Annotated in this window: 24 protein-coding genes and 1 tRNA gene; 15 read left to right on the top strand and 10 right to left on the bottom strand. The window is 64.4% G+C overall.

Going from position 1 to position 16,516, the window contains the following annotated elements:
* Positions 1-215: 215 nt before the first annotated feature.
* The gene (locus tag VNS12_RS02340; protein ID WP_325486231.1) at positions 216-905 is read right to left on the bottom strand and encodes a flagellar hook assembly protein FlgD; all 690 of its coding nucleotides are present in this window, start codon (positions 903-905) and stop codon (positions 216-218) included.
* A gap of 12 nt (positions 906-917) precedes the next feature.
* The gene (locus VNS12_RS02345) at positions 918-2,288 is read right to left on the bottom strand and encodes a flagellar hook-length control protein FliK (RefSeq protein WP_325486232.1); all 1,371 of its coding nucleotides are present in this window, start codon (positions 2,286-2,288) and stop codon (positions 918-920) included.
* A gap of 258 nt (positions 2,289-2,546) precedes the next feature.
* On the opposite strand from VNS12_RS02345, the gene mnmA reads away from it, so the two are divergent.
* Entirely contained in the window at positions 2,547-3,695 is a 1,149-nt protein-coding gene (mnmA, locus tag VNS12_RS02350) for a tRNA 2-thiouridine(34) synthase MnmA (RefSeq protein WP_325486233.1), read from the top strand.
* 6 nt (positions 3,696-3,701) lie between these two features.
* Here the strand turns inward: mnmA and VNS12_RS02355 are convergent, their stop codons facing one another.
* Both VNS12_RS02355 and VNS12_RS02360 read right to left on the bottom strand, forming a co-directional pair.
* Entirely contained in the window at positions 3,702-3,869 is a 168-nt protein-coding gene (locus VNS12_RS02355; RefSeq protein ID WP_325486234.1) for a hypothetical protein, read from the bottom strand.
* Between the two features lie 248 nt (positions 3,870-4,117).
* Positions 4,118-5,071, bottom strand: a complete 954-nt coding sequence (locus VNS12_RS02360) for a ring-cleaving dioxygenase (protein WP_325486235.1) — start codon at positions 5,069-5,071, stop codon at positions 4,118-4,120.
* Positions 5,072-5,126: 55 nt separating this feature from the next.
* On the opposite strand from VNS12_RS02360, the gene VNS12_RS02365 reads away from it, so the two are divergent.
* A complete protein-coding gene (locus tag VNS12_RS02365) occupies positions 5,127-5,900 on the top strand; it encodes a UdgX family uracil-DNA binding protein (RefSeq protein ID WP_325486236.1) in 774 nt (257 codons plus the stop codon).
* 81 nt (positions 5,901-5,981) lie between these two features.
* Positions 5,982-6,058: transfer RNA gene (locus VNS12_RS02370), tRNA-Met, on the top strand.
* Here VNS12_RS02370 and VNS12_RS02375 read toward each other — a convergent pair.
* The 6 genes from VNS12_RS02375 to VNS12_RS02400 form a co-directional block, all read right to left on the bottom strand.
* Positions 6,015-7,631 (bottom strand): recombinase family protein, encoded by a 1,617-nt coding sequence (locus VNS12_RS02375; RefSeq protein WP_325486254.1) that lies wholly within the window; start codon positions 7,629-7,631, stop codon positions 6,015-6,017. The two genes, VNS12_RS02370 and VNS12_RS02375, sit on opposite strands and share 44 nt — an antisense overlap.
* 118 nt (positions 7,632-7,749) lie before the next feature.
* On the bottom strand, positions 7,750-7,989 hold the full coding sequence (locus VNS12_RS02380; protein ID WP_325486237.1) for a hypothetical protein: 240 nt from the start codon (positions 7,987-7,989) through the stop codon (positions 7,750-7,752).
* Positions 7,982-8,230 (bottom strand): hypothetical protein, encoded by a 249-nt coding sequence (locus tag VNS12_RS02385; RefSeq protein WP_325486238.1) that lies wholly within the window; start codon positions 8,228-8,230, stop codon positions 7,982-7,984. Before VNS12_RS02385 ends, VNS12_RS02380 begins: the two co-directional genes overlap by 8 nt.
* The gene (locus VNS12_RS02390) at positions 8,227-8,496 is read right to left on the bottom strand and encodes a hypothetical protein (protein WP_325486239.1); all 270 of its coding nucleotides are present in this window, start codon (positions 8,494-8,496) and stop codon (positions 8,227-8,229) included. Before VNS12_RS02390 ends, VNS12_RS02385 begins: the two co-directional genes overlap by 4 nt.
* A complete protein-coding gene (locus tag VNS12_RS02395) occupies positions 8,493-8,855 on the bottom strand; it encodes a hypothetical protein (protein WP_325486240.1) in 363 nt (120 codons plus the stop codon). The genes VNS12_RS02390 and VNS12_RS02395 overlap by 4 nt, the downstream gene beginning before the upstream one ends.
* Before the next feature lie 242 nt (positions 8,856-9,097).
* Positions 9,098-9,469, bottom strand: a complete 372-nt coding sequence (locus VNS12_RS02400; RefSeq protein ID WP_325486241.1) for a helix-turn-helix transcriptional regulator — start codon at positions 9,467-9,469, stop codon at positions 9,098-9,100.
* A 95-nt stretch (positions 9,470-9,564) separates the two neighbouring features.
* On the opposite strand from VNS12_RS02400, the gene VNS12_RS02405 reads away from it, so the two are divergent.
* The 12 genes from VNS12_RS02405 to nusG all read left to right on the top strand — a co-directional run bounded on the left by VNS12_RS02405 (position 9,565) and on the right by nusG (position 16,235).
* Positions 9,565-9,777 carry a helix-turn-helix transcriptional regulator gene (locus VNS12_RS02405; protein ID WP_325486242.1) on the top strand — a complete coding sequence of 71 codons (213 nt, stop codon included), beginning with the start codon at positions 9,565-9,567 and terminating at the stop codon, positions 9,775-9,777.
* Between the two features lie 192 nt (positions 9,778-9,969).
* The gene (locus VNS12_RS02410) at positions 9,970-10,254 is read left to right on the top strand and encodes a hypothetical protein (RefSeq protein WP_325486243.1); all 285 of its coding nucleotides are present in this window, start codon (positions 9,970-9,972) and stop codon (positions 10,252-10,254) included.
* A 70-nt stretch (positions 10,255-10,324) separates the two neighbouring features.
* The gene (locus VNS12_RS02415) at positions 10,325-10,804 is read left to right on the top strand and encodes a phage regulatory CII family protein (protein ID WP_325486244.1); all 480 of its coding nucleotides are present in this window, start codon (positions 10,325-10,327) and stop codon (positions 10,802-10,804) included.
* Positions 10,801-11,088: a hypothetical protein gene (locus tag VNS12_RS02420; RefSeq protein ID WP_325486245.1), complete on the top strand. Its 288-nt coding sequence runs from the start codon at positions 10,801-10,803 to the stop codon at positions 11,086-11,088. Before VNS12_RS02415 ends, VNS12_RS02420 begins: the two co-directional genes overlap by 4 nt.
* On the top strand, positions 11,088-12,431 hold the full coding sequence (locus tag VNS12_RS02425; protein WP_325486246.1) for a DUF3102 domain-containing protein: 1,344 nt from the start codon (positions 11,088-11,090) through the stop codon (positions 12,429-12,431). The genes VNS12_RS02420 and VNS12_RS02425 overlap by 1 nt, the downstream gene beginning before the upstream one ends.
* On the top strand, positions 12,418-13,284 hold the full coding sequence (locus tag VNS12_RS02430; protein ID WP_325486247.1) for a ParB N-terminal domain-containing protein: 867 nt from the start codon (positions 12,418-12,420) through the stop codon (positions 13,282-13,284). The genes VNS12_RS02425 and VNS12_RS02430 overlap by 14 nt, the downstream gene beginning before the upstream one ends.
* 6 nt (positions 13,285-13,290) lie before the next feature.
* The gene (locus VNS12_RS02435) at positions 13,291-13,584 is read left to right on the top strand and encodes a hypothetical protein (RefSeq protein WP_325486248.1); all 294 of its coding nucleotides are present in this window, start codon (positions 13,291-13,293) and stop codon (positions 13,582-13,584) included.
* A complete protein-coding gene (locus VNS12_RS02440) occupies positions 13,574-13,912 on the top strand; it encodes a DUF2312 domain-containing protein (protein WP_325486249.1) in 339 nt (112 codons plus the stop codon). The genes VNS12_RS02435 and VNS12_RS02440 overlap by 11 nt, the downstream gene beginning before the upstream one ends.
* A 4-nt stretch (positions 13,913-13,916) precedes the next feature.
* Positions 13,917-14,351 carry a GNAT family N-acetyltransferase gene (locus VNS12_RS02445; RefSeq protein WP_325486250.1) on the top strand — a complete coding sequence of 145 codons (435 nt, stop codon included), beginning with the start codon at positions 13,917-13,919 and terminating at the stop codon, positions 14,349-14,351.
* Positions 14,344-14,637: a hypothetical protein gene (locus VNS12_RS02450; RefSeq protein WP_325486251.1), complete on the top strand. Its 294-nt coding sequence runs from the start codon at positions 14,344-14,346 to the stop codon at positions 14,635-14,637. Before VNS12_RS02445 ends, VNS12_RS02450 begins: the two co-directional genes overlap by 8 nt.
* A complete protein-coding gene (locus VNS12_RS02455; RefSeq protein ID WP_325486252.1) occupies positions 14,634-15,614 on the top strand; it encodes a helix-turn-helix domain-containing protein in 981 nt (326 codons plus the stop codon). The genes VNS12_RS02450 and VNS12_RS02455 overlap by 4 nt, the downstream gene beginning before the upstream one ends.
* 48 nt (positions 15,615-15,662) lie before the next feature.
* Positions 15,663-16,235, top strand: a complete 573-nt coding sequence (gene nusG / locus VNS12_RS02460) for a transcription termination/antitermination protein NusG (protein WP_325486253.1) — start codon at positions 15,663-15,665, stop codon at positions 16,233-16,235.
* Positions 16,236-16,516 lie beyond the last annotated feature (281 nt).

Here is a 16,516-nt window from a genome sequence, read left to right on the forward strand (position 1 = left end):
CCCCCCTCATCCGACCGCTGCGCGGCCACCTTCTCCCACCGGGGGAGAAGGGAAGAAGGTGCTGGCTGTGCGACCACCTTCTTACTCAGGGAGAAGGAAAGATTGGCGCTGGCTTACGGGGCTTGCTTCTCCTGCGGGAGAAGGGGGAGCGGGCCGGGAGGTCCGAGACGGATGAGGGGGCGGCGCTGCGGAATAGTTCGCCGCCGAGAAGCGCTTTAGGCGGCTTCGTCTTCGGGGACAGGCCTGGGCGCGGTGGCGTGGACGGCGGAAACGGACGAAAGCGGGATGCGCAGGTTGCCGATCAGGACATAGGGTTCGGAGCCGCTGACATCGACCCCTTCGACCACACCCATCATTTCGGTTGTGACCGGGACGTAGCGCCCATCGCTGTCGCGGGCGTCAATGGTGACGGTAAAGCGCCCAGAAGACAGCTTTTCCCCGGTCGATGTGGTGCCATCCCAGATGATCTGATCGGTGCCCGCCGCCAGCGACAGGGTGTCGGTGTAAACGACATTGCCATTGGCATCCTTGATGGTGACGGTGGTGTTGGGCGCGGGGTTTTCGACGCGATAGATCCACGTGGCGGTGCCGTTGACCAGATCGGTGCTGGCCCCCGACGCGGTGACCGTCTTGCCCACATAGCTCACCGCCTGCGCGTTGGTGGTGTTCTGGGCCGATTGCATCATGGCTTCGAGAAACTCATTGGTCTTGAGTTGCTGTTCGACCGAGGTGAACTGCACCAATTGCTGGGTGAACTGGTTGGTATCGAGCGGTTCAAGCGGGTTCTGGTTCTTGAGCTGGGTGATGAGCAGCTGCAGGAACGTGTCGAAATTGTCGGCGATGGTCTTGCGGCTGGTTCCAAGGCTGGACCCTGTACCTGAAGCGCCGGAAACGGAATCGACCATGGGGTGGTTTCCTTAAATCCAGAGGTTGACGGCATCGAGCCGTGCATAGCCCCGGATGGCCGGGAGGGGCTCGGATGCGCGCTGACTGTCGGTCGCGGGCGTGGCGATATGGCTGGTGCGCCAGCCCGCCTCGTCCTGCGGCTCGCGCCCGTCGCGATCATGCTGCTGGAGCGAAAATTCCAGATCGGTCTTGTTGGTATCGAGCCCGGCATCGGCGAGGGCGCGTTCGAGGGCGCGCTGGTCGCGCTGGAGCAGATCGAGGGTTTCGCTGCGCTCGACCGCAAGCCGCGCAATGACGTTGCCCGACCCGTCCATTTCCATGCGCACATCGATGCGGCCCAATTCTGCCGGGTTGAGGCTGATCTGGAATCGCGAGACGCCGTTTTGCAGCTGGCGGGCAATTTCGACCGCGACATGGGGCAGGTTGATCTGGGCGTCCGGGCGCTGATAGGCGGCGGCCTCGGGGCGAACAAGGGCAGTGGGCGCGACCGACTGGGACTGCGCGTTTGCGGGTTGGAGGCCCAACGCTTCGGCCTCTGCCGGATTTTGGGCCGCAGGGAGCGCGGCGGGCTCGGCGTCGGGCTGGGGCTGGGCCTGCCGCAGGGCGGAGGAGGGCGGCACCGATGGCGCATCTTTGGTGAGCGAGCGCCCGGAATCGGGTTCCGCCCCCGGTTTGGCGACAGCGGATTGCGCAGGTTTTTCTTCGGCTGCGTCGGCGTGGCTGGCGATGGCCGCAGCAGGATTGCGGCTTGTTTCGCTCTCGGCCTGCACGATGGCGACGGTGGCATCGGATTTTTGTGCGGCCAAGAGCGATTGGGCCGTGGCCGCGTGGGCATCCAGCGCGCGGGTCAGGCCGGTGAGCCGGGCGGCAAGGTCGGGGGCATCATCGCGCAGGCCAGCGGCCAGCTTTGCCGCAAGGCCGGACAGCGCGTCGAGGGCGGAAAGTGCCGCCGCATTCTCTCCCGCGCCCAGGCCCAGCTTTTTGGCAAGATCGGCCAGGGCGGCGGTGTCGGACAGGGTAGCGGGCTGATCGAGCATGGCTTCGAGTGTGGCGAGCAGCGCTTCGAGATCATCGAGATCGGCGCTGTCGAGGCTCTTGTTGGCCTTGAGACGATCGGCCAGCAGGTCGAGCTTTTCAAGCAGCGACGCCAGATCAGCGACAAGGGGATCGGCGGTCTTCTCGTCGGGTGTGACGGCGGTGGGCAGCGCGGCAGCGGTGAGAGCGACGGTTTTTTCGGGCTGCCCGGATTGCTCGGTTTGCGCCGTGCCATCGACGGGAATGAAGCGGGCGAAGGCGGACGCGTCACCGGGCTGAGGCCGGGAGGCGGTTACCTTGCCCGGCACGGGGCCGGTCTTGCTGCCGATGCTTATCGCGGTACTCACTTGGGTCTTTGTCTCTTATAGGCACAGAAGGTCACCAATCTCTCATGCAAGGGGGGTGCCAACGGGGTGAATTTGGAATAGGTGTTTATTATCAATAGGATGGAGCGTGGGAAAAGGACGCTCTATTCGCGGGCAGGCGGCAGGAAGGGCCTGCAGGCGGCAAAAACTGCCGATGGAGTTGCGGCGAAAGCCAAGAGGGCGTAAAAGCCGCGAGGAATTTATCCGCTGGCCCTTGACCCCAACCGGATGAGAAAGAAAATGGTGAACTCTCTTGGTTTCGACCGCCCGCCGGCCGAAACGCGCGTCGTCGTTGCAATGTCGGGCGGCGTGGATTCTTCAGTTGTAGCCGGATTGCTGGCCCGCGAGGGCTATGAGGTAATCGGCGTTACGCTCCAGCTTTACGACCATGGCGATGCAACATTCCGCAAGGGATCGTGTTGCGCGGGCCAGGACATTCACGATGCGCGGCGCGTATCGGCGACGCTGGGCATTCCCCACTACGTGCTCGATTATGAAGAGCGCTTCCGCAAGGCGGTGATCGAGCCGTTTGCGCAAAGCTATGCGCTGGGGGAGACGCCGATCCCGTGCGTGTCGTGCAACCAGTCGGTGAAATTCGTCGACCTGATGGAGGTGGCGCGCGACCTTGGCGCCGATTGCCTCGCCACCGGCCATTATGTGCGCTCGCGGCTGGTGGACGGTCATCGGCAGCTGTTGCGTCCGCTCGACGGCGACAAGGACCAGACCTATTTCCTGTTTGCCACAACGGCGGGGCAGCTCGATTTCCTGCGGTTTCCGCTCGGCAACATGACCAAGCATGAAACCCGCGAACTGGCGCGCGACATGGGGCTGGCGGTGGCCGAAAAGAGCGACAGCCAGGATATCTGCTTCGTGCCGCAGGGCTCGTATTCGGACGTGATCCGCAAGCTGATGCCCGAGGCGGAAGTGCCCGGCGATATCGTCAACGAGGCGGGCGAGGTGATCGGGCGTCACAAGGGGATCATCCACTATACCATCGGACAGCGCCGCGGGCTGGGCGTGGCGGCGGGCGAGCCGCTGTATGTGCTGCGGCTCGATGCGCGCACCCAGCAGGTGGTGGCGGGGCCGAAATCGGCACTGTCCACCCATACGGTGCGGCTGCGCGACGTCAACTGGCTGGGCCCGCGCCCGCTGGCCGAGATGGCGGGCGGCAATGGGCTGGCGGTGGAAGCCAAGATGCGCTCGACCCGCGCGCCGCAAGAGGCGGTGGCGTTTATCCGCGACGGCGAGGTGTATGTGACGCTGATCGCGGGGGAAACCGGCATCGCGCCGGGGCAGGCCTGCGTGCTCTATTCCGACGACAGCGCCGATGCACAGGTGCTGGGGGGCGGGTTCATCGCCGAGACGGTTCCGGCGGCGCGGGTCGCCTGAGCGGCTTTAGCCAGCGGTGTCGGGCTGGGCCTCGACGGTTTCGGCAGGCAGGGGCTCGCCATACCACTCGGTGGTGGTGGCAAAGATGGTCGCGCCGATGGTGATGATCGCAAGGCCGATCATGATGATCAGGATGATGCGATTGCTCCAGCTGGGCTTTTCGGTTTCAGGCATTGTTGGCGAGCTCCATGCGCGGATGGTCCCCGGTGGGGACGGTGCCGCTCTCCAATAAGGCGGCGCTCGCATAAATTCCAAGCAAATTGACGGGCCAATCGTCACACGCGGTGGGGGGGGGTATCAGCCCCACCCCGGAGTGGGGCGGGGCCGAACACGTGCGAACCTCTCGTTCTGGAAGCGCATAGAGCTTTTTGTTTGTCGCGCTTCCGAACAGAACACGTGGTATCCACTTGTTCTGGAAGCGCTCAGTCGATCGGTTTGAGGTTGGCTTCGATCTGGGCGCGCTTGGGTTCGAGGAACGGCGGCAGGGCAAGGCTTTCGCCCAGCGTCGCCATCGGCTCGTCCACGTCAAAGCCCGGGCCATCGGTGGCGATTTCAAACAACACGCCATTGGGCTCTCGGAAATAGAGCGAGCTGAAATAATAGCGCTCGACTTCGCCGGAGTTGGGCAGGCCGACCTGAGCGGTGCGCGCTACCCATTTGTCGAGCTGGTCGTGATCGGGCGTGCGGAAAGCGATGTGGTGGACCCCGCCCGCGCCCTGCCGGGCAAACGGCAGACCGGGCTCGACGGCCACGTGCAGTTCAGCCGACGCGCCGCCATCGCCCATGGCAAAGACATGGATTTCGCCCTGTTCGGCGGTGGCGGGATGGGTGCGCACCTTGCGCATGTTCATCACCTGGGTGAGCACCGGCTCGGTGCGGCGCAGGTCAGGCACGCTCATGGTGATCGGGCCAAGGCCCTTGAGCTGGCGCTCGGCGGGCACGGGGCTTTTGTCCCACGGATGGGCGCCACCGGCGCGGGTATCGTTGACCAGCCGCAGGCGCTGGCCTTCGCTGTCCTCGAAATCGAGCGACATGTGGCCGGCGCGCTCGGCGATCTCGGAGGTGGCGACGCCATTGGCTTTAAGGTGCTCCTTCCACCAGGTAAGCGTCGCTTCGCCTTCGACGCGGAAGGCAGTGCGGACCACCGAATGGGTGCCCCGCACTTCCGGGGCGGTGGGCCAATCAAAGAAGGTGATATCGGAGCCCGGGCTGGCGCGGCCATCGCCATAGAACAGGTGATAGGCGGTGGTGTCGTCCTGATTGACGGTGCGCTTGACCAGGCGCAGGCCAAGCACCTTGGTGTAAAAACGCAGGTTTTCGCGGGCATTTGCTGTGATCGCCGTGAGGTGATGCAGGCCGGTAAGGTCGAGGGCCATGGAAGTCTCCCTTGTGCGTGTTCGGTGAGCTTAACATAGAGACGCCGGACAAGCCGTGAAACGCGGGCCAATCGAATTCATTATTCGCTCTGAGCGAACATTGGCGCAGATCGCAACCGGAGCAACGAGGAGCGCGTTGGCAAAATGCAGCCTCCGAACGAGCCGGGAGCGGACCATGGCGTCATCCAGGACAGAACCATCGCAAGACCCAGCGTTTGCCGATCTGGAGGCGGCGCGCGCGGCGATCGAGGGCTGTACGCGCTGCCCGCTTTACGCAAATGCGACCCAGGCCGTGTTTGGCGAGGGGCCGCCCGATGCCGACGTGATGCTGGTGGGCGAGCAGCCCGGCGATCGAGAAGACCGGGACGGGCGGCCGTTCGTCGGCCCGGCAGGGCGGTTGCTTGACGATGTGCTGGTGGAGGCGGGTCTTGAGCGCGCCGCGGTTTTCCTCACCAACGCCGTCAAGCATTTCAAATTTCTGCCGCGCGGAAAGCGCCGGCTGCACCAAAAACCCAATGCGGCGGAAATTTCTGCATGCGCTGTCTGGCTTCATGCCGAACGCGCGCTGGTGCGTCCGGGCGTGATCGTGGCGCTGGGGGCGACTGCCGCCCGCAGCCTGATAGGACGGGTCGAGACCATCGCGAAATTGCGGGGCGCGCCCCAACGCATGGCGGATGGAACGATGCTTTTTATCACCGTGCACCCCTCCTATATTCTGCGCATTCCAGACCGTGCGCGTGCCGCCACCGAACGCACCGCCTTCACCCGCGATCTGGTGGCCGTGCGCACCTTCATCGAAAGAGCCTCAAACAGCGACCGAAGCGCTTGACACCACAGATGCCGGACCCTAAGAAGCGCCGTGCTGACCGCCCAAGCGGCAGCCCGGCCACCACGGCCATGCCTCAAACGGGGCGGAGTAGCTCAGCTGGTTAGAGCAGCGGAATCATAATCCGCGTGTCGGGGGTTCAAGTCCCTCCTCCGCTACCATCGCTCCCCCCCAATCGCCGGCGGGGTGGCCCAGAATGGCAGTCAGTCTGCCAATCACCTCAGCTTCAACCCTACCGTTTTCGCCGTCATGGACGACCACGTGGTCGATCAGGTCGCGGAAGGCGGCGATGGCGTCTGTGTCGAACTCCTGGTCGGGGCGGGAGAATCGCGTTGCCAGCGTTTCGATCGAGGCGCGGTAGCGCTCGACGGCTTGCGGGTGCAGCTCGATGACGGGCGCTTGCGGGGCTTCGGCGAGTTTGGCCGTGAGGTCGTCGCGCTGGATGACCAGTTCGCCCAGGCGCTCCTTGATCGTGTCGAGCGGCAGCGAGGCATCGCCGATGGCGGTGACGTAGCGCTCGATCTGACCTTTGACGCTGGCCAGGCGGCGCTCCAATGTCCCTCGCTGCTTTACGGCCTGCCGGGCGTCGCGCATGCGTTCCTCGCGATAGGTCCGGACGTATTCGAGGATCAGCGCCGGGTTGTCGAGCTGGGTTTTCAGCCCCTCGATGATGGCGCGTTCGATTCTTTCGAGATGATAGCGGTTGGTGTTGGTGCAGTTGCCGCTTTCGCGCGTCCGCGAGCATTTGATGCGGGTCACCGCGCCGCGCCGGTCATGCACCGACATGCCGCCGCCGCAATGGCTACAGCGCAACAGGCCCGATAGCAGCCGCTTGGGCCGGCGCACATATTCGCCCGCCTTGCTGGCGGCGGCGCGCCTGCCCAGTCGGGTCTGCACCGCCTCGAACAGTTTTGGGCTGATCAGGGCAAGGTGAGGCACATCGGCGGTTCTATATTGGGATGGGTCGTTGAGGCGGCTGACCCGCTTGCCGGTGTCCGGATCGCGCACCATGCGCACCCGGTTCCAGATGAGCCGACCGGCATAGAGCTGGTTGCGCAGGATGCCGCTGCCGCGCGCGGCGCTGCCCAGAATGGTCGAAGCGTTCCACGATGCGCCCCGGGGCGGCAGGATCCCGTCGCGGTTAAGCCCGCCGGCGATATCGCGCGCGCTGGATCCGTCGGCATATTCGGTGAAAATCCGCTCGACGGTCTGCGCCTCGTCGTCCACGATTTCGAGGACGCCGGGCTGGGCGGCCATCGGTCGGTACCCATAGGCGCGCCCGCCGGCGTGGCGGCCGTCGCTGATCACGCCGGTCATGCCGCGCCGGATCTTGTGCTTGAGGTCGGTGAGAAACAGGGTGGAGACGAGGCCGCGAATGCCGATCTGGATGGCGTCGGCGGTGCCGTCATGCACGGCGATGATTTCCACCCCGGCAAAGGACAGGCGTTTATAGATGCCGGCGAGATCTTCCTGGTCGCGCGAGAGGCGATCGAGGGCTTCTACAATGAGCGTTTGGTAATGCCCTTCGCGGGCCGCTTCCATGAGGCTGAGCAGGCCGTCTCGTCCAAAGAGGCTGGCTCCGGAGCGGGCCTTGTCGCTGTATTGTTCGACGACATGGAGCCGGTTTTTGGCGGCATATTCGCGGCAGAGCGCGATCTGGTCGTCGATCGACCGGTCTTTCTGGAGATCGGTTGAGAATCGGGCATAGATGGCTGCCCGCCGGATGTCGTGCATGTCACGCCCCCCTCGCTTTCAGTCAGTCCAGCCAGCGCAGTATCGCGCCGGGCGTCGGCAATTGCCAGCGCTCTTACAAAGGCAACCAGCAAGGGGTCGGGCGCAGCTGAGGGCATGGTCACGACGCTCCCTGCTTTGCCTGATAATCGGCGATCAGCGTGGCGATTGCGCCCAGCCGCCGGCGCACATCATCATTGGCCTTGAGCGTTTCGCGCTGCAGCAATCCGCCATTGCCGCCGACATAGCGCCCGGCGACAACCGCCCCGCATTCGTCAAAGAAAACGGCGGCAACCAAGGCTTCGGTTTCGCGGACGAAGGCTTTGATCTCATTGAGTGGTAGCGCGATGGTCTCAGCCATGGCGCTTCTCCAGCTTGCGGTTGGCGTTGCGGATCCAACTGGCGAAGGCGGCGGGGATGGAGGCGGTGGCGGTGCCGGTAACGCCCAGCAGCGTGATGCAGTGGGCACCGGCGGAAAAGCGTTCGCGCCCGCCCTCGCGAGTGAGAAAGGCCCGCACCGCGTCGGCGTCGTGCTCTGTGGCGGCCAGCGCCTCGGCGGCGCACAGCGTCACCGTGAGGCGGGTGCGCGTCGTCGCTCTCATTTGTGCCTCCAAAAGCGCACGGGCAGGCCGTCGAGGGTAGTGGGTAGCAGCTGGCGGACCAGGGCGGGTGGCAGGGTACGCAGCGCCGCCTGCATCTGGGCCTTTGTGCCCATCCAAGCCCAGGTCGAGCCGTCAACGAGGGTGGCCTGCGAGAGGTCCTGATGCAGGTATTGGCCATCCACGGTGCGCAAGCGGTGGGTGGGCACGCCTGCGGCGGGGGCGGGCAGGGCGACGGAGCGGTGCGCGCTGGTGTTGAGCAGGGTCATGGCGCGACCTCATCGGCAAAGGCTTGGCTGAGGCGTAGGGTAGCTTCAATCGGGGTGCAGGCGTTGCCGTAGCGCAGGCCCTGCCAGATCTGGCACAGGTCGCTGGCGGGGATCGAGACGAGGATGTTGCGCGCTGCGCCCTCGATGTCCTCGCGGGCCAGCTGGTCGGTAGCGTCGGCGTGGGCCTGGCGCACGAAAGCCTTGCGGGCCAGGGTTTCGGCCTCGGCCCCGTGGCGGGTGATATCGTCCTGGGAAAAGCCCTCATCGAGCAGGTCGGCGAGGGTGCAGCCGCGCGATGCGCGGTCGACCATGACATCGGCGATGCGCCGGGCGATGGATTTGGGCTGAGAATGCCGCATGTCTGCCTCCAGTGGTGAAACTGGGGAGAATGCTGTCACCGAAACGGTGACAATGCAAGTGCAAAGTCACCTAATTGGTGACAGTAAATTCTCGAATCTGGTGATAGTCCTGCTGCATGATTGGCGTAGCCGATGTTTTCCCCATGCCCGCTGGGGTGCCTTGACCCATTCTGCTTCTCGTGTCTGAATGCGAACGAAGGCGGAACAAAGGGGCTTTGCTTTGGGGGAGTTGGGCGATGAGTTTATTGATTTGCTTCGCCAGTTGGATCGTCGGCAGGTTGATCAACTTTTGCGCTTTGCACGGCAGTTGCTAATACACGGGCCTGATCGACGAGAGCCTTCTGATGTTCAGCAGAGCCCAGCGATACGAAGATCTTGATGAGTTCTGATAGCTGTTCATCGTTCCCCTCTAAGAGTAGAAGGGCCGCAGGCGTCGTATCCAAAAGCGGTGCGAGCTTGAGCGCGTCGTCGGGATTAAGACGTCGCTCCTGCTTTGCCCAGCGGTCAATGTTTTGCTTGGCTATGCCAGCCCGCCGACCCAGTTCCGTAGGGCCGATGTTCTTTTGTGACATTGCGAATGCCAAGCCGTTTGGGAACTTGCCTTTTTCGGTCATGAGTGGAATCCTGTCACCAACCCGGAGACATGGCGAGTATCCAATTCGGTGACGTAGCTCTTGTGTCGTCACCGAATTGGTGACAATAGTGAGTCATGTTGCTCGCAGACTACCTTAGAAAAAGAAATTTAGCGGCGGCCTCGTTCGCCCAAGCCATTGGTGTGAGTCGTCAGACAGTATTTCGGTACATCTCTGGCGAACGCATGCCTCGGCGAGCAATTCTGAACCGCATTGAGGAAGAGACACAGGGTGCTGTTACGGCGTCCGATTTCTTGAGTTCGACCTCTCACGCCGAGTTGGCTCCGTGAGTCCGCTTTCTCATTCCCATACCCGTCCAGGTTTCCCCTCCCTCCTGGCCGGGTTGATTGGCTGGTGGGGGCGGTGCGCGCCCCCCGCACGCTGCCTCCGCCAGCCTTTCCATCAGCACACCCCGATTCACCACGACAGCCGCCGCCGCGTCATGTGTCCGGCGGGCGGGAAATCAACGCAAGGACATCGATATGAGTGCGGATCTATCGCTTCACGAGTTGGCGCTGCTCGCCTGCATCGCGTCGGCGCTGTTGGTGGCGGTGGGCACGGTGTGCTTGCTGTTCACCCTGAGGGTTCTGGTCGGACGCTTGGGCTCCGTGGAACATCGGCTGGGCGATATTGCCTACCATGTCAGGTCAATTTCCAGCATTACCGGGGAGGTGAACGGCGTCAGCGTCGCGCTGTGTCTCGCGTTTACACCGGAGGAAATAGCGGAGGTCCGGCGGGGCGAGGGGACGCTGACCGATTTCGATTGAAGGGTGAGGCGGGGCTTCGGCGCGCTTTATTGGGACGAGCTGCCCGCGCGCCCTATCGGGAGCGGCCGGCATGAAGTTTCCGCTCTGGCTCAAGGTCAAAGCCGCCACGGCCCGCGCCATTGCCGATGCCGGGGGCAACAAGGTGTGTGCCGCCGCTGTCACCCGCATCGAGCGGGTCGCCACCTTTTCCGATTATGCCAATGAGGCCGAAATCAAGCGGGTCATCCCGCTCGATACCGCCATCGAGCTCGATGCCTTCAACAGCCGCGCCGGCAAGCCGCCGCAGTTGATTGCCCTGGCGGCGGCGGAGCTGGGCCATGTGCTGATCCGCTTGCCGCAGGCCAGTGGAATGAACTGCATCATCGAAGGCTCGGGCGAATTGGCAACGCGGCTGGGGCAGGTGATGGCCGAGGTGGGCGCGGCGCTGGCCGATGGCGAGATCGATGCGCGCGAGGCGCGGGCGATCCTGAGCAAGATCGATCGGCTGATCGTGGCCGCCCACAGCTTTGCCCAGGCCGTCGAGCGAGAAGCGCAGGAGGATGAGCCATGACCACAGCGTCCTGGGCGCAATTGCAGCGCCGCCGGGCCGGACGGCTGAACAAGGCCCCCGATGTGTCCCCGCTCGATCGTCCGGTCAGCGGGGCTTTGGTGTTGCGCCCCAATGAGGACCATTGGCTGCGGCTGGAGGTCAACGGCGTGGGCCTGATGATCCATCAGGGGCAGATGGCGCGGCTCGAAGCGCTGTTTGCCGCCGCGCGCGGCGAAATCAACGCCGACGGGTTCCGCGGCAGCGATCGGTTGCACATGCACACCATCAAGCTGGGGGGATTTTGATGCCACAGGCGGTCATGGATGGGCGCGCCAGCTGGGCAGAGGCGATTGGCGGCTCCTGGCGCAAATCGGTCGAGGCGATCTTTGAGACCGGGCGGCTGATCGCCGAGGCCAAGGCGGCGCTGCCGCATGGCGAATTCGGCCAGATGATCGAGAGCGAATTGCCGTTTGGCCCCTCAACGGCACGGCGGCTGATGATGATCGCCGCCGATCCCAAACTGGCAAACCCGGCACATGTGCACGTTTTGCCGCCCAGCTGGGGTACGCTGTACGAGCTGACCAAGCTCGACGAACAGACCTTTGAGCGCCGCTTGTCCGAGGGCACGATCCGGCCCGACATGCAACGGCGCGATGTGGCAGTAGGCGGGGCGCGGGCCATCATGGCCAGCCGCGAGCAGGGGGCCCAGAGCCTCGATTTCTTCCCCACCCCGCCCTGGGCCACGCGCGCGCTGGTCGAAGTGGTGCTGCCGCATCTGGGCGCGTCGCTCAATGGGGCCATTGTGCACGATCCGGCCTGCGGCGAAGGGCATATGACCGGGGTGCTGCTCGAATATGAAAAGCTCAGCAGGGTCATCGGCACCGATATCAAGGATTATGGGCGGGAGGGCCGCGTCGCCCCAGCGTTCCAGGGCGTTGCTGATTTCCTCGCCCCCGGCGCGGCGGTCGCTGCCGATTGGATCATCACCAACCCGCCCTTTGGCGATCAGGCACTGGCGTTTGTACTGCGGGCGCTGGAGATCGCCGGCACCGGGGTGGCGATGTTCGTGCAACAGCGCTGGCTCGAAGGGATCGAGCGCTATGAGCTGCTGTTCCGCGATCGTCCACCGACGCTTTATGCCCAGTTTTGCGAGCGGGTGAATCTTTGCGCGGGCAAGTGGGAGCCCTTTGGCTCGACGGCGACCGCCTATTGCTGGCTGGTCTGGCGCAAGGGGCAGGCACCACAGCCCCCGTTCTGGATTCCGCCGGGCCAGCGCGAGCGGTTTCTCTATAAGGGCGATGTCGAGCGCTTTACCGCCCATCCGGTGTTTCCACCCGCCATTGCCGCTGATCCGAAGGCCGCGCACTACGCGCAGGCGCTCGATGGTTTGGCCGAGCGCAAGGGGCGGCTGGTGATGGCAGAGGCGGCAACCGCCTTGCGGCTGGGGCGCGAGGCAGGCATTTCGCCCTACGTCATCGCGCAGGATCTCGGGCATCCCGTCGGCACCATCAAGACCTGGCTCAACCGGCTCGGGCTCACCGATATCAACCGCATGCACGCGGTCAATGCCCAGCGGGCAGCGGAATGGCGCGGCGCTGAAGGCCAGCCCTCACCCTCACAGCAAGGAGCGCGCAATGCGAGCGATTGACGTTTCCAAACAGACGGCCCCGGCGGCAGTAGCGGTCGGCACCGCGCCGATCCTGCAATGGCTCGATATCGAGCTGCTGGTGGTCGATGACAGCTATCAGCGCGAACTGGGCCGGGCCAACTGGTCGGCTATCCGGCGCATTGCGGAAAACTTCCGCTGGGCGCATTTCTCGCCGGTGTTCGTCGCGCCCATCGAGGGCGGCAAATACGCCATCATCGACGGTCAGCACCGCACCCACGCCGCTGCGCTGTGCGGGATAGCGGCGGTGCCCTGCGCCATCGTGCCCATGTCGCGCGAGGAACAGGCAGCCAGCTTTGCGGCGGTCAACGGGCTGGTGACCAAGGTCACCCTGTTCCAGATCTATAAGGCCGCGCTGGTGGCTGGCGAGGAGTGGGCTTTGGCCTGCGCGCGGGCCTGTTCGGAAGCCGATTGCCGGTTGATGACCCATCACGGCAGTACCGATTCCAAACGGGCCGGGGAGGTCTATTGCATCGGCCTCGTGCGTCAGGCCATCGAGCAGGGCAAGGGCAGCGCGTTCACGCTGGCCCTTGCCGGGATCCGCAAATCCGAGTTCGGCGAGGACCCGGACGCCTATTCCAATGAGATCCTGCGCCCGCTGTTCATGGCGCTGTCCGATCGCCCCTGGCTGGTGGCCAAGGGCATCGATCTGTCCGGGTTCATGGATGCGTTCGATATTTATGCGGCGATCGACCGCGCCACCGACTTTGTGAAGGCCAAGCGCCGGCAGGGGCTCACCGGTATCGCGCGCTGGGACATGGCGGCTGCTGAGATCGGCGCGGGGCTCGACAAGGCCTTTCCCCAGCGCATGGCCGCGCCGCCGATGGTCGGGTGATCGGCGATGAAAGCGGTTTGGTCCAACCCCATTATCTGGGGCTACAAGCACGGCTATTCGATCGACGAGATCGCGGCGGGATTGATGGTCCCCAGGGCGCGGGTGCGCGGGGAGATCATCGCCTATGACCAGCGGATCATCGCCGGGCGCGCCCTGTTGCGCCAGATTCCCAACGGCGTGGGCGATACCAGCCATATCCGGCGGATGAGCCAGTGGCAGCGCGAGACCGGAGGGGCCCGCGCAGCGATCGACGCCATCGAGGCGCAGCGCAACAGCGGAGGTGGGCGCGATGGGCGGTAATATCGGGCGCGAGCAGCTGCGCGCCTTTATCGAGCGGATCGAACGGCTGGAGGAAGAGAAAAAGGCCGTCTCTGACGACATCAAGGAAGTGTACGCCGAGGCCAAGGCCAATGGGTACCACACCAAGGTGATCCGCCAGATCGTGCGCATGCGCAAGCAGGACGCCAATGAGCGCGCTGAGCAGGAGGCCATTCTGGATCTCTATCTCCACGCCCTGGGGATGATCGAGAGCGATGCCGGCGGCAGCGACATTCGCGAGCCGGTGCGCGCCGCGCGGCATGATTATTCCGGTTCTCGCAATCCTGTCGGGTTAGATCTTGAGGGGTGAGCCGATGCCGCTGCGCCATATCGAGACGCTGGCCGATGACGCCCACGCGTTCGCCTATGTGGCGGGCAGCTTTGAGCTCGGCCGTGCGCTGGGCTTTTTCCCCAAGGATCGGGCAGGGCCGAGCGGCGGTGAGCAGTGCATCCTCGCGGAAAGCGAATTCGGGGTGCCGGTGGGGTTCGTGACGTTTTATCGAGCTGACCACCCCAATTATGTCGGGTGCGTGTGGATCGACCTTGTCTGGGTGGAGAAAACCCACCGGCGCATGGGCGTGGGCCGCGCCATGCTGGAGCGGGCCATTGCTGTGGCCGAGAGCGACCCGGAGGTGACGCGGGTCGAGCTGGGGACACTGTCTCATAATATGCGCATGCAAAATCTGGCGCGCCGGGTCGGCATGCAGGCCTCACGGATTGATTTCGTCCGCGAGGTGCACCGTGGCTGATCCGGATCGTCCCGTCGCCATCGAGGTGTTTGTGCACCGCCGGACGCTGGGCGACCGCGGCGCGCTGCTCGTCTCGCTCCAGGGCGATGTGGAGTGGGCCGTGTGGATTCCCCGCTCGCAGGTGATCGATGAGGAAAGGGCGCGCGCCAGCGCGGCGGGCCGCAGCGCGGATGTGGGGGCCTATGCGACGGTGCTCACCGTTCCGCACTGGCTGATCGTGGAAAAGGGGCTGGACGCTGGTGCCAGGCCCAAGGGCATCGCGGATCTGTTCGGAGGCGGGGTGTGACGGCAGCTCTGGCGCAACCGCGCGGCTCGCTGCGCGCCATTTTACAAGCGATGGTGGCCGAAGGGTGCACCGACCGGCAGATCGGGGCCGTGGTGCGCGCGGCGATGGGCGCGGGTCTGTCGGAAACGGTCCGTCGCACGGCAAAACGGGTGTCCGGCGGTGATGCGACCGTCGCAAACAACCGTCTCAAAAATGAGACGGTTGCCAGAGCGCAAAATGAGACGGTTGCGCACCCCAAAAATGAGACGGTTGCCCCCGGTGCGGGCGCGGGCAGGACCCCTCTGGCCATCCTGCGTGCCACCATTGCCAACCGCGCCGGGCTGTCGCGGGGCGCATCGCGCGTGGGGGCGGCTATCCTCGATCAGTACAGTCCAGACACCGGGCAATGTGCCATCGGGGCCGAAAAAATCGCGGATAACTGCGGACTTAGCCGGGCCACGGTCTTTCGGGCGATCAAGGCGCTGGTCGAGGCTGGGCTGTTCGTGAAGGTGCCTTATGGCGGCATGGGGCACTGCAACGTCTATGTGCCGCAATTCGGTGGCGCGGGGGCCAAGGGCCAACCGTCTCAAAATGCGACGGTTGTAAACATGCGACCGTCTCAGGAATGCGACCCATTCTCTGATAGAGATATAATACCCTCTGGAGTCAAAGGCACTGCTGTAGGGCGCAAAAGGCGACGGTGGGAGACCGATCGCCGTCAGCGGAGCATGTTGCTGCCCATGGCGGGCGGCAAAAGCCTGCCGCAGCCAGAGTTCAAACCCACCCCCGAGGCGATCCGGGCCAAAGCCGCGCAACGGCTCCGGAGAGATCTGGCCCAACGCCATGGCGGGAGGACCATCGCCGACGATCCCGATGCCTGGCTAGCCGGCATCGAAGCTGAAATGCAGGTGAAGGGCTCTGGGCTCGCCGCCCACGACGCGGTGCTGCTCGGCGCGCTAGAGCGTCGACGACGAACGGGTAGCGGCCCGCCGGGGTGACCAAAATCCCATCCGCCCAGACCACCAGCACACGCCCCCGGGATCCCGATGCCAACAATCGATGCCAGAACGTTCCGCCAGTACCACTGGTTTGCCATCCGCACCCTGCCGCAGCGCGAGTTCGTCGCCGAGACGCTGCTCGACAAGGCCGGCTATTGCGTTTTCAACCCGGTGGAAATGGTGGAGCGCCGCCTCAACCGCTATCGCAAGATCAGGGAGGCGCGGCCTCGGCCCATGCTGACTTCGATGCTGCTGTGCGGCTTCGATGATGTGGTGCCACCCTGGTTCGATATCTTCCGGATGACGCCCGTGGCCGGGGTGCTCGGCGTCGATGGCGCGCCCATCGAGATCCGGCATGCGGCGGTCGAGCGCTTGCTGCGCCTCTCAGGCAGGCTGGGCCGATTGCGGGCTGAACCGGAGGCCGTTCGGGTGGGCGAGATCGCCAAGTTCGACAGCGGGCCGTTCATCGGCTTTTGTGGCGAGGTGGTTGCGATCCGCAACAAGCGCGCCCTCGTGCTGCTGGGGCTGGATCATGCTGACATCCTGCAAGGCCCGATCGAAGTTCCCATGGGAATACTCCGGCGGCGGCTTGACGCAGAAGCGATTCGGCCCGATAGATGAAGAAACGACCCTTGTTTGTGGATCCGTCGGGGCCAGCACCAATCGCTGGGGGAACACCGCGCACAACCTGAGGACCCGGCCCAACAGCGATGCACCACCATAGGTGCGTTTGGGCATAAATAGGGTGGAACTCGTATTGTGCCCAAAATCCACTGACCGACTTGCCACTCACCACTGAGTGAACCAGCTTTTATTGACCTCCTCCATTACGACTGGCCGCTACCCTCGGGTAAGCGGCCATTTTTGTGAGACCATCCTCCATCGGATGCCATTTCCGCGCT

Source organism: Pelagibacterium sp., from assembly GCF_035555455.1.
GTDB lineage: Bacteria > Pseudomonadota > Alphaproteobacteria > Rhizobiales > Devosiaceae > Pelagibacterium.

What these genes read in the sequence shown, in the direction of transcription:
- mnmA (WP_325486233.1), top strand. Translation starts at nt 2,547, where the DNA reads ATGGTGAACTCTCTTGGTTTCGACCGCCCGCCGGCCGAAACGCGCGTC.
- VNS12_RS02445 (WP_325486250.1), top strand. Translation starts at nt 13,917, where the DNA reads ATGCCGCTGCGCCATATCGAGACGCTGGCCGATGACGCCCACGCGTTC.
- VNS12_RS02430 (WP_325486247.1), top strand. Translation starts at nt 12,418, where the DNA reads ATGCGAGCGATTGACGTTTCCAAACAGACGGCCCCGGCGGCAGTAGCG.
- VNS12_RS02385 (WP_325486238.1), bottom strand. Translation starts at nt 8,230, where the DNA reads ATGAGAGCGACGACGCGCACCCGCCTCACGGTGACGCTGTGCGCCGCC.
- VNS12_RS02440 (WP_325486249.1), top strand. Translation starts at nt 13,574, where the DNA reads ATGGGCGGTAATATCGGGCGCGAGCAGCTGCGCGCCTTTATCGAGCGG.
- VNS12_RS02410 (WP_325486243.1), top strand. Translation starts at nt 9,970, where the DNA reads ATGAGTGCGGATCTATCGCTTCACGAGTTGGCGCTGCTCGCCTGCATC.
- VNS12_RS02435 (WP_325486248.1), top strand. Translation starts at nt 13,291, where the DNA reads ATGAAAGCGGTTTGGTCCAACCCCATTATCTGGGGCTACAAGCACGGC.
- VNS12_RS02425 (WP_325486246.1), top strand. Translation starts at nt 11,088, where the DNA reads ATGCCACAGGCGGTCATGGATGGGCGCGCCAGCTGGGCAGAGGCGATT.
- VNS12_RS02340 (WP_325486231.1), bottom strand. Translation starts at nt 905, where the DNA reads ATGGTCGATTCCGTTTCCGGCGCTTCAGGTACAGGGTCCAGCCTTGGA.
- VNS12_RS02355 (WP_325486234.1), bottom strand. Translation starts at nt 3,869, where the DNA reads ATGCCTGAAACCGAAAAGCCCAGCTGGAGCAATCGCATCATCCTGATC.
- VNS12_RS02400 (WP_325486241.1), bottom strand. Translation starts at nt 9,469, where the DNA reads ATGACCGAAAAAGGCAAGTTCCCAAACGGCTTGGCATTCGCAATGTCA.
- VNS12_RS02420 (WP_325486245.1), top strand. Translation starts at nt 10,801, where the DNA reads ATGACCACAGCGTCCTGGGCGCAATTGCAGCGCCGCCGGGCCGGACGG.
- nusG (WP_325486253.1), top strand. Translation starts at nt 15,663, where the DNA reads ATGCCAACAATCGATGCCAGAACGTTCCGCCAGTACCACTGGTTTGCC.
- VNS12_RS02395 (WP_325486240.1), bottom strand. Translation starts at nt 8,855, where the DNA reads ATGCGGCATTCTCAGCCCAAATCCATCGCCCGGCGCATCGCCGATGTC.
- VNS12_RS02360 (WP_325486235.1), bottom strand. Translation starts at nt 5,071, where the DNA reads ATGGCCCTCGACCTTACCGGCCTGCATCACCTCACGGCGATCACAGCA.
- VNS12_RS02405 (WP_325486242.1), top strand. Translation starts at nt 9,565, where the DNA reads ATGTTGCTCGCAGACTACCTTAGAAAAAGAAATTTAGCGGCGGCCTCG.
- VNS12_RS02375 (WP_325486254.1), bottom strand. Translation starts at nt 7,631, where the DNA reads ATGCACGACATCCGGCGGGCAGCCATCTATGCCCGATTCTCAACCGAT.
- VNS12_RS02415 (WP_325486244.1), top strand. Translation starts at nt 10,325, where the DNA reads ATGAAGTTTCCGCTCTGGCTCAAGGTCAAAGCCGCCACGGCCCGCGCC.
- VNS12_RS02380 (WP_325486237.1), bottom strand. Translation starts at nt 7,989, where the DNA reads ATGGCTGAGACCATCGCGCTACCACTCAATGAGATCAAAGCCTTCGTC.
- VNS12_RS02390 (WP_325486239.1), bottom strand. Translation starts at nt 8,496, where the DNA reads ATGACCCTGCTCAACACCAGCGCGCACCGCTCCGTCGCCCTGCCCGCC.